The organism is Heyndrickxia shackletonii (assembly GCF_001420715.1).
Taxonomy (GTDB): Bacteria; Bacillota; Bacilli; order Bacillales; family Bacillaceae_C; genus Margalitia; species Margalitia shackletonii.
On the sequence record NZ_LJJC01000004.1, the window covers coordinates 1,092,285 to 1,108,416 of the forward strand.

Sequence of the window (16,132 nt, forward strand, 5' to 3'; positions counted from 1 at the left end):
AAAGGACGGTAAAAATACCGCCCTTAATTATTGGAAGGATAAGCTCTCCAATTAGAAAAATTAGGATTTTCTTTGGTTACAAGGCTAGAAGGAAAGATAAATGTCCAAGGTTTCGTTGTATTTGCCTTTACTTCAAACCCATTCATTTGAAAACCGCCTTTTGCAACGACATCCCCCTCGGCATCTTCAACAGTAAGGGGTAAGGATTCAATGCTAATATTATTATCTGATCCATTGCGAATTAGTATGGTAATGTGCAAATCCCCATTTTCAGCTTGTTTTGCCTGGTAACCCATAAAATTAACCTCGCCTGTATTTGGGGGCTGAAGGGAGCCTATCAGTTGCTGAAGCTTTTCCTTATCCTCAGTGGAAAGACTTTGTTCCCAGCTGCTATCAAGGTCTAACGAATGGTCTTTTTGTAATTCAAACGCAAGCTTCCAGCCCTCTTTCGGGATGGATTCAGAATAAATTTCATCCGAAGAAAAGATAAAATACCATGGACGGCTGCTTCGCGGTGGAATTTCACCTAAGTCTGTAAAGTCAAATACCTTTCTTGCTAACCGTTCACCATTTTCTCCAATCAGAACGAGGGTAGCTGTTTCCAATCGAATAGGTTTGTTCAAACTGCTTCGAATAAATGCAGTTACAATAATATCACCATCAGAATCTTGTTCTAGCTCAATACCGGATAATGAAATCTGATTGGGCTTTAATGGCGGGCATTCATTATTTAAAAATCGAAACACATATTCTTTTTCAGGTGCATCGAGCCAGTCGGGGAGAATGGAAAGTTCCGTTTTAATATCCTCATCCCCAGTTACATCTTGCTGAACATTTTCATTTAATAAATCATTGGACATGACAACACTGTCTTTGCCCTTTTTTCTATTTTTATCTTTAAATAACATTGGAAGGTTCCTCCTATGGTCAATCCATTATTTATTCCTCTATTTCAAATCCTTCTATTTCTACTATTTCATCCTCGATCATATCATTAGCCGAATCATTTCCATTTAAAACGGAGTGTATCGTCTGAACCACTAACTGGCAAATTTCTTCTTGCATTTGATAAAAAGTATAAGAGAATACTTGCAATCCTTCTTTTTGATAGGTTCTAATCGGATCTTCCTGACTGTAACCTCTTAAGCCAATTCCTTCTTTTAAACGTGTCATTGCTTCTAAATGATTTACCCAATTTTGGTCAATAACTGATAAAATGATTGATTTTAAGTTTAAAAGAATTTCAGGTTGACTTGTGTGTAATTCCTCAATAGTATCGAATGTTTCATTTATCTTAGTGGAAATAAGGTCCTTCATATTTATATCTTCTATATCTTCAGGTGTGGCTATTTCTGAAATAGAAACAGATTTTAGCTTATTCAATAATGTTGAATAGTTATTTTGGTTCGTTCCTAATTCAAAATAATGCTCTCCTAAACTTTGAAACGATTTTTTCACAAAATCTAAAGGTTCTTCCGAGATAAGTATATTTGTACGTAATTGATAAAAAATATTACGTTGATCATTGACAACATCATCTAATTTTAATGTATATTCTCTTGCAGAAAAATTACTTCCTTCACAAACTCTTTGAATTCTGTCAACAAATTCGAGAATATTTTTATTTAAAACAACACCATTTTCATCTGTTTTCAGGGATTTTTTAAGCTTTTCAAACTGCTCTCCCCCAAAACGTTTAATTATTTCATCCTCCAAAGAAATGAAGAATTGGCTTGATCCGGGGTCCCCTTGCCTTCCAGCACGACCTTTTAACTGATTATCAATTCGGCGGCTTTCATGGCGTTCCGTTCCTATCACATGGAGACCGCCTAATTCCGGAACTCCCTCGCCCAGCAAAATGTCGGTTCCTCTACCAGCCATATTCGTAGCAATGGTTATTTGCCCCTTTTGTCCAGCCATCGAAATAAGTTCAACCTCTTTTTCAACGCTTTTGGCATTTAAAAGCTGAAAAGAAAGGTTTTCCTTATTCAAGTATTCAGAAAGAAGTTCAGATTGCTCAATGGAAGTTGTTCCAATAAGAATAGGCTGGCCAGTCTGATGGCGGAGCTTTACTTCTTTTGTAAGAGCCTTATACTTATGGTCAATAGAATCAAATACCACATCATCCATATCCATACGAATTTTTGGACGATTGGTTGGCACTTGAATGACATCCATTCCGTATATTTGTTGGAATTCCTTTTCTTCAGACTTGGCAGTACCAGTCATACCTGAAAGGATTGGATACATACGGAAGTAGTTTTGAATCGTAATGGTTGCCTGCATCTTGTTTTCATCGGTCAACTTAAGGCCTTCTTTTGCTTCAATAGCTTGATGGAGACCATCACTAAGGCTTCTTCCGTCTAAAACCCTGCCTGTAAACATATCAATGAGTTCAATTTTTCCATCACGAATTATATAATCTACATCTTTCCGGAATACCACTTCCGCCCGAAGCATTTGAATCATGTAATGGTATAATGTTTGGTGTTCTATATCATATAAATTATCAATAGAGAAGGTCTTTTCAATCTTCGTAATTCCTTCTTCTGTAAAATTTACTGATTTCGTTTCAAGATCAAAAGTATAATCCACTTCATTTTTAAAGTGCTTAATGACTTTTGAACAGATAAAAAATAATTCGGAATTCAATGATGCTTTTCCGGCAATAATAAGAGGCGTTTTTGCTTCATCAATTAGAACGCTGTCGACCTCATCAATAATGGCATAGTGGTAAGGTCTTTGAACACGCTCGCTAGCATCTAGCACCATGTTATCGCGTAGATAGTCAAATCCAAACTCTGTTCCAATTCCGTATGTAATATCGGCCGCGTAGGCTTTTTGCTTCTCTGCGGGGGACATTTCACTAAGATTAATTCCAACAGTTAGACCAAGAAACTCATGAATTTGGCCAATTTTTTCCTTATCTCGTTTTGCTAAATATTCATTCACGGTAATGACATGAACACCTTTTCCTTCAAGTGCGCGTAAATAACTTGGAAGGGATGCTACTAATGTTTTTCCTTCCCCAGTAGGCATTTCAGGAATATTCCCATCTAAAAGGGTCAGTCCGCCAATTAGTTGGACATCAAAATGCCGCATTCCCAATATTCTTTTTGCAGCTTCCCGAACAGCTGCGAAAGCCTCTGCTTTTATATCATCGATTGTACCGTTATTGTTCAAAAAAGATTTAAATTCCTTTGTTTTTTCCCTTAGTTGTTCATCTGTTAAGGATTCAAATTCAGGTTCTAATTGATTGATTTTCTCCACTATTTTGGTATATTTTTTTAACATTTTGTCTTGTTGACTCATTGTAGATTTGAGATATGTAATCATTCGTGTCTCTCCTTAAAAAACTGGTAGTAATAGTATAACATAACAAATGGATAAAGAGCTTAGTAGAATATTTCTGGAGATTGGTATTTTATGTAAAATTATTAAATTCGGCCACCGAACCCCAATTTAGGAAAAAATGACCTCTGGATTTTTACTAATGTAACTAACTATTTATGAATGAAACAACTTTGTAAGAAAAAGTCGCTAGTATAATGGTTTTACTTTTGGTATGTTATTAGGTAGAAAATAGTCGAAAGCACAGCAAAAGATAAAATTTGGCTTTTTGTAATTTTTAAGAGTATTTTAAGATTGACACATTAAAGTAATGTCTAAGTATTTATTTACTTAAGGAATGTTTAGACGAAGTGTTCCAATTCTAGTATACTCAAAATCATGAATGGCACTCATCTCAGGGGTGAACGATAAAGAATGAAACAAAGATTTTTCAATGTATTAGGTATTCCAATTATACACTCCAACCATCATTCGTTTATTGATTTGCTGGAGGGACAAATTAAAGAGAATAAAAAAACTTTTGTGGTAACCGCTAACCCAGAAATTGTAATGCGAGCTTTAAATGATAAAGGGTATGAAGGTTATCTTAAGAAGGCAGATTATATTACCGCCGATGGTATAGGCATTGTCATTGCCTCTAAAATATTAAACCAACCATTACCAGGAAGGGTATCCGGAACCGACATGATGCTGGATTTGTTAGAAATTGCAAATCAAAAACGGCATCGCGTTTATTTTTTAGGTGCAGCAGAGTTTGTCTTACAATTATTATTGAAGAATGTACATGAACGATATCCACAAGTAGAAATAGTTGGCTCACATAATGGTTTCTTTGATTGGAATGATAATAATATAGAAGAAGAAATTAAATCGACTGAGCCTGACCTTATCTTTGTTGCATTAGGAGTACCAAAACAAGAGCAATGGATTGCTGAACATCTCGACTCTTTTCAAAAAGGGGTATTTATGGGAGTTGGAGGCAGCTTTGACGTGATTGCCGGTGTGGTCAAACGTGCTCCAAAAACTTGGCAAAAATTAAATCTGGAGTGGCTTTATCGTTTAATAAAGCAACCATCAAGATGGCGAAGAATGCTTGTCATCCCACATTTTTTAGTCAAAGTCATATTTCAAAAGCAACGTGGATAGTAATGAAATAAATGCAAATGCATATGGTAAAAGAAAGTATTTCTCGAAACAAAAAATATTCTATAATTAATCAAAGTCATGTGATATAATTCATTTGATTACAAATTTCGACTATAAGAAACACAACATTTATTATATACGGGTTATACGACAATTATCCATTTATTATTATAATAAGGGGTCTTGTGAGTATAAGGAGGATGTAAATGTTATTATATATAACGATGTTTATATGTTTTATTAGTTCTTTAATAATAACTCCTTTCGTAAAAAGACTTGCCCTTAAATACGGTGTTACAGATCTTCCTAATAAACGAAAAGTTCATCAGAAAGCAATGCCGCTTATGGGTGGGTTAGCCATATTTATTAGTTTTATTATTGGTTTTTTAATTTTGAGACCAACTGACAGCAAAGTATCTGTTTTATCCATTATTTTAGGAAGTTTAATCATTATCATAACTGGTATTTTGGACGATAAATACGAATTAAGTCCTAAATTGAAATTAGCTGGACAAGTGGTAGCAGCAATTGTTGTTGTTTTAGGTGGGATAGAAATTGATTTCATCAATTTACCATTTGGAGGACAATTAGAATTTGGCATCTTTACCATTCCGTTAACTATTATTTGGATTGTGGGAGTTACTAATGCGATTAATTTAATTGATGGTTTAGATGGTCTTGCTGCTGGAGTTTCCAGCATCGCTTTAATTACAATATCAGGAATGGCCGTCTTAATGGGAAACTTTTTTGCTGCAACATTAGGAGCAATACTGTTGGCAAGTACACTAGGATTTTTACTTTTTAATTTTCATCCGGCGAAGATTTTCATGGGAGATACAGGAGCCCTTTATCTTGGATATATGATATCTGTATTATCACTGCTTGGATTTAAAAATATTACTTTTATTTCCTTGGTCATACCAGTTATTATTCTTGGGGTACCTTTGTCTGATACTTTCTTTGCACTGGTTCGTCGATTTGCAAATAAGCAATATATATTTGGCGCGGATAAATCCCATTTGCATCACTGCTTATTGCGTCTTGGATTTTCCCATCGCCAAACAGTGTTAATCATTTATGCTATAGCCGCTATGTTTGGCTTAGCCGCAATTATTTTCTCTATGTCAACGATGTGGGGATCCATCATATTAGTGGCTGTTTTATTAATTGCTATTGAAATTTTTGTGGAAAGCATTGAACTAGTTGGTAAAAATTACAAACCATTACTGAATATAATGAAATCAACAAAGAAAACGGATCCTTAATAGATCCGTTTTACTTTAGTCTAGGAAATTATATAATTTAACCCTGTGGATAACTTTTTTGAAAAGTTGCCTACGTCTAGCTTCAGCGCCTATCGGCTAGCGGATTTCTCCGTCTCCTCCCTACGATAAGTCAACATCAGCTCGTGAACTACCTCGCTGTGTTTCCTTTATCTCAGTCGAAGACTACGAAATCCGTACGCTAGAGCTGCGGCGCTTGCGCATTTGTTTTTACATATCCTTTTCTAAATACAACACTTCACCCTCCAAAATCTCCGCTTGCCCATTCGTCATTTCAATCATCCATTCCGTAAATTTCCCAACCTGTTCCTCTTCGACAAATGTTTCTATTTCGACATTATCCACATAATGAATTTCCTTTATCTCATACACAGAGGAACGAAGCTCATTTTCTACCTTTCCAAGCCATGTATAGTCAATCTTGGTGTGCACTATTTTCATTAGTTTGCGTTCTACAACTCCAACTGCATTAATTCCTTCTGAGGTAGATTTTCCGTAAGCACGAATAAGTCCGCCAGCTCCGAGCTTGATTCCTCCAAAATAACGTGTAACGACGACAACGGTATCTTTTAAGTCTCGTTTTTTGAGGACCTCCAAGATTGGAACTCCTGCTGTGCCGCTCGGTTCACCGTCATCATTTGCTTTTTGGATTTCATTATGCTGGCCAATCATGTATGCGGAGCAATTATGGTTGGCGTCCCAATGCTTCTTTTTGATTTCCTGGATAAAGTCCTGGGCGTCTTTCTCTGTTACGGCTCGGTTAACGTGGGCAATAAATCTGGATTTTTGAATGATAATTTCATGACTGCCGAATTCTTTTATTGTAAAATACTGCTTTAACATATAGATACCTCCGAAACTTTCTACATATATGGTAGCAAAAAAAGGATGCTTTCTCCAAAATGTTGCAATAATGCTAAACAAAATGTAATAAAACAAATATATTTTGAGATAATTAGTTTTGATATAATAAGTATAAATTCTTTATGAGTCTTGTAAACTTGCAGGGAAAATTAGTGAGATGCTCGAATATTATACATAGAATATAGTACTAGGTCATAAGACTTAAAAAACTTTTAGTATCATTTTCCTAATTTTATTTTACCAATGATTCCAAATAGTATATTGATTCAAATCGAGTTAAAATAATTTTATCCCAAAGGGAGATGACCCTGGAGGAATGTCAGATGTCTTTAAAAAAAATTGATACGAAGGCTCTCGATGATATTCTGGAGAAAATGATTTCAACCGTTGATAACAGTAAGTCTGAGATTTTTCAAATAGGTGAGCAGTGCCGTCAAGACTTTGACTCTATTACGAGTGAGCTGAAAGAGATTAAGATAATGGTTGGAAAGGTAATCGAGGAAGGCGATGAATTGGAAGTAAAGACACGCTATTCAAGGCGCCGACTTTCTGAAGTAAGTCTTAATTTCCGTGATTACACAGAAGAGCAAGTTCGGAATGCATACGAAGTGGCCCACAATCTCCAAATGAAGCTCTCGATGAATCGGGAGTTAGAGAAAAATCTGCGCAAAAGGCGCGATGAACTGGAAAGACGGCTGATAAATCTTCAGGAAACAATTGAGCGGGCAGACCATTTAGTCTCGCAGACAAGTGTAGTATTGAATTATTTAACCAGAGATCTGAAGCAGATTGGCAGTGCATTAGAGGATGCAAAGGAGAGGCAGGATTTCGGCTTAAAGGTAATTGAAGCACAAGAGGAAGAGCGGAAACGCCTTTCGAGAGAAATTCATGACGGTCCTGCACAAATGCTTGCCAATATGTTAATTAGATCTGATCTAATTGAAAAAATTTATCGGGAAAGAGGTGCGCAGGAAGCGATTAATGAAGTATCCGATTTAAAACGGATGGTAAGATCTTCATTATATGAAGTCCGTCGCATCATCTACGATTTACGACCAATGGCACTTGATGATTTAGGTTTAGTGCCTACCCTCAGAAAATATTTAGCTAGAACCGAAGAATATAACAATGGGGCACCTCATATTCAATTTTTTAATTTTGGTGAGGAAGTAAGGCTCCATTCGAATTACGAAGTAGCATTGTTTAGACTGGTTCAAGAATCTGTTCAAAATGCCTTAAAGCATGCGGAATGCTCTGTGATTCAAGTAAAGCTTGAAATGCAGAAAGAACGCATTGTCGTCATTATAAAAGACAACGGAAAAGGGTTCGATGTAAGAGCAAAGAAAGAAGGCTCATTCGGTATTGTCGGCATGAAGGAAAGAATTGAACTGCTCAATGGAAATATTACCATCGATTCCAAACAAGGATTAGGCACAATTGTAACAATTCAAGTACCGATAGAAGATTGATGAATGGGACAAAGGAGGCCGAGGCAAATGACAACGAAAATTGCCATAATTGATGATCACCAATTATTTCGCGAAGGTGTTAAACGTATATTAGAATTTGAAAAATCTTTCGAAATCGTTGCAGAAGGGGACGATGGAGATGCTGCTCTAAAAATTATTGAGCAGCATAAACCGGATGTAGTCCTCATGGATATAAATATGCCAAACAAAAACGGAATTGAAGCAACTAGACTATTAGTGGAAACATATCCGGATACAAAGGTAATAATATTATCCATCCACGACGACGAAAACTATGTTACACATGCTTTAAAAACAGGTGCAACAGGATATCTATTAAAAGAAATGGATTCCGATGCGCTAATTGAAGCGGTGAAGGTAGTAGCAGACGGTGGATCCTATCTACATCCAAAAATCACGCATAATTTAGTGACTGAATACCGTCGCCTAGCAAACAGACAAAATACTGGAAAAGGCTATCAACAGCCTGAGGTAGTAAGACCACTTCATTTACTAACACCACGTGAATGCGAAGTTTTACAGCTTTTAGCTGATGGAAAAAGCAATCGTGTCATCGGGGAAGCTTTGTACATAAGTGAAAAAACAGTCAAAAACCATGTATCAAATATTTTACAAAAGATGAGCGCAAACGACCGAACTCAAGCAGTAGTAACAGCGATCAAAAATGGCTGGGTCGAAGTACGCTAAGAAGGACCTTCTCCTTTTGGAGAGGGTTTTTCTTTTGTTTTGGCTCATTAATTAAAATCTCCGAGCTCTCTGAATAAAGAACTAAAAAAATTCTCTATTTTGCCGATACTATATGGGAAGACCTAAAAGTTGTACCAAAAATGAATGTTTTAAAAAACAATGCACTTTTAATCAAACTACATTCCCACATATACGTTTCTTCATTTGAAGCCTATAATATTATCTAAATTCATTATTAGCCATAAAGAGGGTATTTAAGATATGCGTTTTATCCAAATAGAAGAATATGATCATACAACGATGCAGCTTGCAAGGCCCATTTATGATCGACAAAAACGAATTTTACTCGCTGCTGGACGAACGATTCATCCGATATATTTAGAACGGATCAAGCAAATGAATATTTCCACCTTAATAGTGGAAGATGCTGAGTCCCACGGGATTTCAATGGATGAATTGGTCGATATGCCAACTTGGATGGATGCGATTGACGAAGTGAAAAAAGCTCATGATTTAGCAAAACAGAACAAACTATTGAATGTTTTTGCTTTACAAGTAGCTATCAACAAAATTATCTTTGAAGTGATTCGAAGAAAAACGATCTATTTGATTCCTTCCTCGTCTGTTACAGAAGAATTAAAACCATATGCCCATGCTGTCAATGTAACATTACTTGCTCTGCAAACTTCTAAACAACTAGGATACACCAATTCACAGCAACGCGACCTTGCCATGGGGACGATGCTTCATGATATTGGAAAAATGGTAACAGATGATACAACGCTCCATCCCGAAAAAGGATTTGAAATCATTCGAAAAAATCGCGAAATCAGCTTACTATCTGCACATGTTGCTTATCAGCATCATGAAAGGTTTGATGGTACTGGCTATCCGCGTAAACTTTCAGGCTCTGAAATTCTGGATTTCCCACAAATTTGTGCTGTTGCCAATCTGTATGAACATCTTATTTCAAGTGGCGAAGCATTGCCGCATGTAGCGCTAGAAATAATCATGGCGAAAAACGGAATCGATTTTAATGAAAAAATTGTACAAGCTTTTATTGATAGCATCCCTTCCTACATACCCGGAACAAGAATTCGTCTAAGCAACCGGCAAGAAGCGATTGTGACTCGAATTCAAAACAATATTCACCGCCCGATAGTACGTGTGAAAAATACTGGTATGGAAATAGATTTAAGTGAAGAATTGTCTGTTCTAATTAGTGAGATATTGAATTGAAACTTTGTACCCTATGCGACATTGCATGGGGTGTTTTTTTTTATTATTTAAAAAAATTCATTGACACACTTGTATATACAAGATATGATTAGGACATAAGGATCATCTTGTATATACAAGTTCGTAAATAGTTTTATAGATTCATAGTTTTTTGCCAAAAATGAAAACGTCTCCATATATTAAAGGAGACTAAAAAAATACTCGTTAATGTAAACGGTATCAGAAGGATGGGGAGAATATGTCGACCAATAGAGAAGCTGCAGAGAAAATTGTACAAGCAGTTGGTGGCAAGGAAAACATCACAGCGGCTACACACTGCGTGACTCGCTTACGTTTTGCCTTAGTAGATGAGGGAAAAGTGAATAAGGAAGAATTAGAAAACATTGACCTTGTAAAAGGATCATTTTCTGCTAATGGTCAATTTCAAGTTGTGATTGGTCAAGGTACAGTAGATAAAGTTTACAATGAATTGGTGGATTTAACTGGAATCGGTCATGCAACAAAGCAGGAAATTAAAGATGCAGCCGCTAAAAAACTTAATCCATTACAACGAGCAATTAAAACACTAGCGGATATATTTATTCCTATTTTACCTGCAATTGTGACAGTTGGTTTGTTAATGGGGATCAATAATATTTTAACAGGACAAGGAATTTTCTTTGATAAAAAATCACTTGTGGACGTATATCCACAATGGGCGGATTTCGCTAGCATTATCAACTTAATTGCGAACACAGCATTTACCTTTTTACCAGCATTAATCGGTTGGTCTGCCGTAAAGAAATTTGGGGGAAACTCATTACTTGGTATTGTCCTTGGATTAATGCTTGTCCATCCGGATCTATTAAATGCTTGGGCATATGGTTCGACAGAAAAAATTCCGCAATGGAACTTATTTGGACTTCATATTGACAAAATCGGTTATCAAGGTCAAGTTTTACCAGTGCTGGTTGCTTCCTGGGTATTAGCAAAAATTGAGGTGTTTTTGAAAAAGCGCATTCCAGATGCATTCCAGCTTTTACTTGTAGCACCCATTGCTTTACTAGTTACTGGATTTTTATCCTTTATCGTAATCGGACCAGTTACATTTGCTATAGCTAATGCAATTACTCACGCAGTCGTTGCTATTTTCCATGCAGCACCTGCACTTGGCGGTTTAATCTATGGTTTACTTTACGCGCCGCTTGTTATCACAGGTATGCATCACACTTTCCTTGCAGTTGATTTGCAACTAATCGGAAGCACTGGTACAACCTTCTTATGGCCAATGGTAGCACTATCTAATATTGCGCAAGGTTCAGCTGCACTTGGGATGATGTTCGCAACACGCGATGAAAAGATAAAAGGACTATCCTTAACTTCCGCAGTTTCTGCATACCTTGGAATTACCGAGCCAGCCATGTTCGGAGTAAACTTACGATTCCGATTCGCTTTTATCTCAGCAATCATTGGGTCCGCAATCGCAGGCATGTTCATAACGATTAATCATGTTCTCGCACCTTCAGTAGGTGTCGGCGGTTTACCAGCATTTTTATCAATCAGAGCTCAAAACTGGGGACCATTCTTTATCGGGATGGCAATCGCAATTGTTGTTCCGTTCGTCTTAACATTGGTCATCGGTAAAATGAGAAAAGATAAATAATGATACAAGGGACGATACCAGGAGTGAAGAGGTATCGTGTCTTGCTTTTTGTAAAGGGGATTGCAGAAAAACGAGTAGTCCTCATCGAATTTCAAATAAACAAATAAGAAGTGGTGATATAAGATGACACAACCATGGTGGAAAAAAGCAGCAGTATATCAAATCTATCCGAAAAGTTTTTATGATACAACCGGGAACGGTTTGGGGGATATTCAAGGAGTAATAAGAAAGCTAGATTATTTAAAAAAGCTTGGGATTGATGTTATTTGGTTGACCCCAATCTATCAATCTCCACAACGTGATAATGGGTATGATATCAGTGACTATTATAAAATCTATGATGAATTTGGAACGATGGAGGATTTTGAACAGCTTTTACAAGAGGCACATCAGCGTGATATCAAAATTATCATGGATATTGTAGTGAATCATACATCGACAGAGCATGAATGGTTCAAGCAGGCCAGATCCTCTAAAGACAATCCATATCGTGATTATTATATATGGAAAGATGCGAAACCTAATGGAAGTGAGCCAACGAACTGGGAATCAAAATTTGGCGGATCAGCATGGAAGCTTGATGAACAAACTGGCCAATATTATTTGCATCTCTACGATGTATCCCAAGCTGATTTAAATTGGGAGAACGAGGAGCTGCGGAAAAAAGTCTATGATATGATGCACTTCTGGTTTCAAAAAGGTGTAGATGGCTTCCGGTTAGATGTAATTAATGTAATTTCGAAGGATCAGCGTTTCCCGGATGACCAAACAGGAGATGGGCGTAAGTTTTACACGGACGGCCCGCGAGTCCACGAATTTTTGAAAGAAATGAATCGTGAGGTTTTTTCAAAATATGATGCTATGACAGTGGGAGAAATGTCTTCCACAACAATAGACAATTGTATTAAATACACCAATCCAGAGGAAAAAGAATTAAGCATGACCTTTCATTTTCACCATTTAAAAGTGGATTATGCCAACGGTGAAAAGTGGTCGAACGCTGATTTTGACTTACTATCCTTAAAAAGAATTTTATCAAAGTGGCAGGTAGAAATGAACAAAGGCGGAGGATGGAATGCTTTATTTTGGTGTAATCATGACCAGCCGCGAATTGTGAGCCGCTATGGAAATGACCGTGAATATTTAACGGAATCCGCAAAAATGCTCGCGACTGCCATTCACTTGATGCAAGGAACCCCTTATATTTATCAAGGGGAAGAAATTGGGATGACGAATCCGAATTTTGAATCCATCGAAGATTATCGTGATGTAGAATCACATAATATGTATCGTTTGATGCTGGAACAAGGTTTAAGCGAAGAGGAAGTACTGGAGATTTTAAGACAAAAATCCCGTGATAATTCGCGGACACCTGTTCAATGGGATTCCAGTGAAAACGCTGGTTTTACCTCAGGGACACCTTGGATAAAAGTAGCGCAAAATTACAAGACATTAAATGTTGAGAATGCCATACAGGATCAAAATTCTGTTTTTTACCATTATCAAAAACTCATCCAGCTCCGTAAGGAATTTGATATTATCACAGATGGAGATTATGAATTACTTTTAGAGGATCATCCTGAAATATTTGCTTATATCCGAAATGGAGAAAATGAAAAACTGTTGGTAGTGAATAATTTTTACGGAAACGAAACAAGTTTTGAGTGTCCAAAAGATCTGTCCGGTTATTCAAGTGAGATTCTTCTTTCAAATTACGCGGATTCCGAAAATAATGTTCAAACAATAATCTTAAGACCCTATGAATCCATTGTTTTTCACTTGAAAAAATAGAGTGATTGTAGAGCCCGTAAAATATCGGTAGAATAGAGAAAACGATATTTTGAAAGGATTCTCAGCATGAGAGTAAACAAGTTCTTATCTATCTACGAGGAAATTGTAGAACAAATCCAATCAGGCAAGCTAAAGCCAAATGAGAAACTTTTATCCGAAAATGAACTAGTTGAAAAATATGATACCTCCCGCGAAACGATTCGCAAGGCGTTAAATTTACTTTCACAAAATGGTTATATTCAAAAGATCAAAGGTAAAGGATCCTTTGTTTTAGATGTTGGCCGTTTTGATTTTCCGGTTTCCGGGCTTGTAAGCTTTAAGGAAATTGCCCAGAAAACCGGGAAGCCATGGCGGACCATTGTCTATGAGTTGGAAGATATTAAACCGGACGACTACATCCAAAAGCAGTTGCATATTTCGAGTAAAGACAGTGTATGGAAGCTTGTTCGTGCCAGGGAATTGGAGCATGAACGGATTATCCTTGATAAGGATTTTATTTTGAAAAAAACAGTGCCATCCTTGACGAAAGAAATATGTGAAGGCTCCATATATGAATACATTGAGGGAGAACTCGGCCTTACCATTAGCTTCGCGAAAAAAGAAATTTCTGTCGATGAACCAACTGAGGAAGATCGGAAATACTTAGATTTAAAAAACTATGAGCATGTTGTCGTTGTTAAAAACTATGTTTATCTAGAGGATACAAGTCTTTTTCAATATACGGAATCACGCCACCGCCTCGATAAATTTAAATTTGTCGACTTCGCGCGGCGCGGACAGTAGGAAGCATTTGCCTTGCCGGGCAGGTGCTTTTTTTAGTTATAAATGACTAAATCGGTCTATTCCCAGTCCATTCGGTCCATTTAATTTTTATTCGTCAAATTGGTTTGACAAATACACAAACACTGCTCCTAAAACTTCACAATCCCTTAACAAAAAAACTAGCAAAATTCCCATTATACGTGTTTTCCATTTGTATTAAACGTCTAAAATCAATAAAATGAAGGTATTGATCCATAGGAGGTATACATACTAATGAAGTGGACTAAATTAATTGGCCTTTTCATCATAGGCGTATTTTTATTAGGGGCATGCAGTAACAATGATAGCCCAACGAACAAGAAAGCATCGGATAAACAAACGGAATCACCTAACCAAGAGGTTACCGGCAATACAACAAAACCATCTTTAAAAGAGGACCAAAACGTCCCGGAAGCAGAGAAAAAAGCGTTGCTTGCGGTCACAGATCAGTACATTAAAGCCTTTAATGAGAAAAATTTAGATGCGTACATGGCCACCATTTCAAAAAATCCAACATCCTTTAAATATGACGAGGAAAAAGCTTATACGAAAAAAGTTTTTGACACAATGGATGTCAAAATGGAGCCGACTAAAATCACCGTAATCGGGTACAAGCCCAATAGTGCAAATGTTTATATAGCATTAAAAACAACTGTTGCTTCAAAAGGGGAAAAGGTTGTAAAAACAAGCAGACAAGTGAACACTTATCATAAAGAAAATGGACAGTGGAAACTGACTTCTATTATGGTAATGCAAACAAAGTAATTAGGAAACCATACTTATAATAAAGGGAATCCTATAAGCAGCATCCGGTATATAAATGTTTACGCGGAAATTTTTTTCTTCTATAATGAAGTTATTGTGAAAAAATATTTGAAGGGTGGCAGTTACAATGCAAATCGGTATGGTTGGATTAGGGAAAATGGGATACCAGCTTTCCTTAAACCTAATGGAAAAAGGATATCAAGTATGTGCATTTGATGTAAATAAAGAGGCAGTTCAAAATATTTCTAATGAAGGTGCACAAGGTGCAGTAACTCTTAAAGAACTTGTTGCAAAGCTTGACCGTCCTCGCAAGATTTGGCTGATGGTTCCAGCGGGGGATATTACAGAACAAGTTTTTCAAGAACTTTTACCATTATTAGATGAAAAAGATATCGTTATTGACGGTGGAAATGCGCATTATAAAGATTCGCTTCGCCGCTATGATGAAAGTAAAGAAAAAGGCGTATATTTCCTTGATTGCGGAACAAGCGGCGGTGTAGAAGGTGCACGTCACGGAGCATGTACGATGATCGGTGGAGATAAGGAAGCATTTGACCAAGTGGAAAATGTTTTTAAAGATATTTCCGTTGAAAAAGGTTATCTATATACCGGAAAAGCGGGCAGCGGACATTTCTTGAAAATGGTACATAACGGAATTGAATACGGTATGATGGCAGCAATCGCAGAAGGCTTCGAAATTCTGGAAAAAAGCCCATTTGACTACGAATACGAGAAAGTTTCTACTGTATGGAACAACGGTTCCGTTATCCGTTCTTGGTTAATGGAGCTTATGGAAAATGCCTTCTCGAAAGATGCGAAGCTAGATAAAATCAAAGGTGTTATGCATTCTTCTGGTGAAGGAAAATGGACGGTTGAAGCAGCATTAGACTTCCAAACCGCAGCACCAGTTATCGCGTTATCCTTGATGATGAGATATCGTTCACTAGAGGATGATACTTTTACAGGTAAAGTCGTTGCAGCTTTACGTAATGAATTTGGCGGACATGCCGTAGTAGAAAAATAATAGAAGCAGGCGGAGATTTCCGCCTGTTTTTGTGTTTTTTTTAAGTGAT

General features: G+C 36.9%; 13 protein-coding genes. 10 read left to right on the forward strand and 3 right to left on the reverse strand.

Annotated elements, in window-relative coordinates:
- Nucleotides 1–23: 23 nt before the first annotated feature.
- Both AN964_RS05190 and secA2 read right to left on the reverse strand, forming a co-directional pair.
- Nucleotides 24–908, reverse strand: coding sequence for an accessory Sec system S-layer assembly protein (locus tag AN964_RS05190; RefSeq protein WP_055738679.1), 885 nt, complete (start codon nt 906–908; stop codon nt 24–26).
- Between the two features lie 31 nt (nt 909–939).
- A complete protein-coding gene (gene secA2, locus AN964_RS05195; protein WP_055738680.1) occupies nt 940–3,336 on the reverse strand; it encodes an accessory Sec system translocase SecA2 in 2,397 nt (798 codons plus the stop codon).
- A gap of 429 nt (nt 3,337–3,765) precedes the next feature.
- Here secA2 and AN964_RS05200 point away from each other — a divergent pair, with 429 nt between their 5' ends.
- Together AN964_RS05200 and AN964_RS05205 are read left to right on the forward strand one after the other, a co-directional pair.
- Nucleotides 3,766–4,497: a WecB/TagA/CpsF family glycosyltransferase gene (locus AN964_RS05200; protein ID WP_055738681.1), complete on the forward strand. Its 732-nt coding sequence runs from the start codon at nt 3,766–3,768 to the stop codon at nt 4,495–4,497.
- Nucleotides 4,498–4,703: 206 nt separating this feature from the next.
- Complete coding sequence (locus AN964_RS05205) at nt 4,704–5,762, forward strand: glycosyltransferase family 4 protein (RefSeq protein WP_055738682.1); 1,059 nt, start codon at nt 4,704–4,706, stop codon at nt 5,760–5,762.
- A gap of 228 nt (nt 5,763–5,990) precedes the next feature.
- Here AN964_RS05205 and AN964_RS05210 read toward each other — a convergent pair whose 3' ends face one another.
- Nucleotides 5,991–6,623 (reverse strand): YigZ family protein, encoded by a 633-nt coding sequence (locus tag AN964_RS05210; protein ID WP_055738683.1) that lies wholly within the window; start codon nt 6,621–6,623, stop codon nt 5,991–5,993.
- A gap of 344 nt (nt 6,624–6,967) precedes the next feature.
- Between AN964_RS05210 and AN964_RS05215 the strand changes: the two genes are divergently transcribed.
- The 8 genes from AN964_RS05215 (at nt 6,968) to gnd (ending at nt 16,083) form a co-directional block, all read left to right on the forward strand.
- A complete protein-coding gene (locus AN964_RS05215) occupies nt 6,968–8,113 on the forward strand; it encodes a sensor histidine kinase (protein ID WP_055738684.1) in 1,146 nt (381 codons plus the stop codon).
- A gap of 27 nt (nt 8,114–8,140) precedes the next feature.
- The gene (locus AN964_RS05220) at nt 8,141–8,821 is read left to right on the forward strand and encodes a response regulator (protein ID WP_055738685.1); all 681 of its coding nucleotides are present in this window, start codon (nt 8,141–8,143) and stop codon (nt 8,819–8,821) included.
- Between the two features lie 261 nt (nt 8,822–9,082).
- Nucleotides 9,083–10,060 carry an HD-GYP domain-containing protein gene (locus tag AN964_RS05225; protein ID WP_055738686.1) on the forward strand — a complete coding sequence of 326 codons (978 nt, stop codon included), beginning with the start codon at nt 9,083–9,085 and terminating at the stop codon, nt 10,058–10,060.
- 238 nt (nt 10,061–10,298) lie between these two features.
- Nucleotides 10,299–11,702: a PTS system trehalose-specific EIIBC component gene (treP, locus tag AN964_RS05230; protein WP_055738687.1), complete on the forward strand. Its 1,404-nt coding sequence runs from the start codon at nt 10,299–10,301 to the stop codon at nt 11,700–11,702.
- 123 nt (nt 11,703–11,825) lie between these two features.
- A complete protein-coding gene (gene treC / locus AN964_RS05235; RefSeq protein ID WP_055738688.1) occupies nt 11,826–13,493 on the forward strand; it encodes an alpha,alpha-phosphotrehalase in 1,668 nt (555 codons plus the stop codon).
- Nucleotides 13,494–13,559: 66 nt separating this feature from the next.
- A complete protein-coding gene (treR, locus tag AN964_RS05240; RefSeq protein ID WP_055738689.1) occupies nt 13,560–14,276 on the forward strand; it encodes a trehalose operon repressor in 717 nt (238 codons plus the stop codon).
- 252 nt (nt 14,277–14,528) lie between these two features.
- On the forward strand, nt 14,529–15,059 hold the full coding sequence (locus AN964_RS05245) for a nuclear transport factor 2 family protein (protein WP_055738690.1): 531 nt from the start codon (nt 14,529–14,531) through the stop codon (nt 15,057–15,059).
- Between the two features lie 127 nt (nt 15,060–15,186).
- Nucleotides 15,187–16,083: a phosphogluconate dehydrogenase (NAD(+)-dependent, decarboxylating) gene (gene gnd / locus AN964_RS05250; protein ID WP_055738691.1), complete on the forward strand. Its 897-nt coding sequence runs from the start codon at nt 15,187–15,189 to the stop codon at nt 16,081–16,083.
- Nucleotides 16,084–16,132 lie beyond the last annotated feature (49 nt).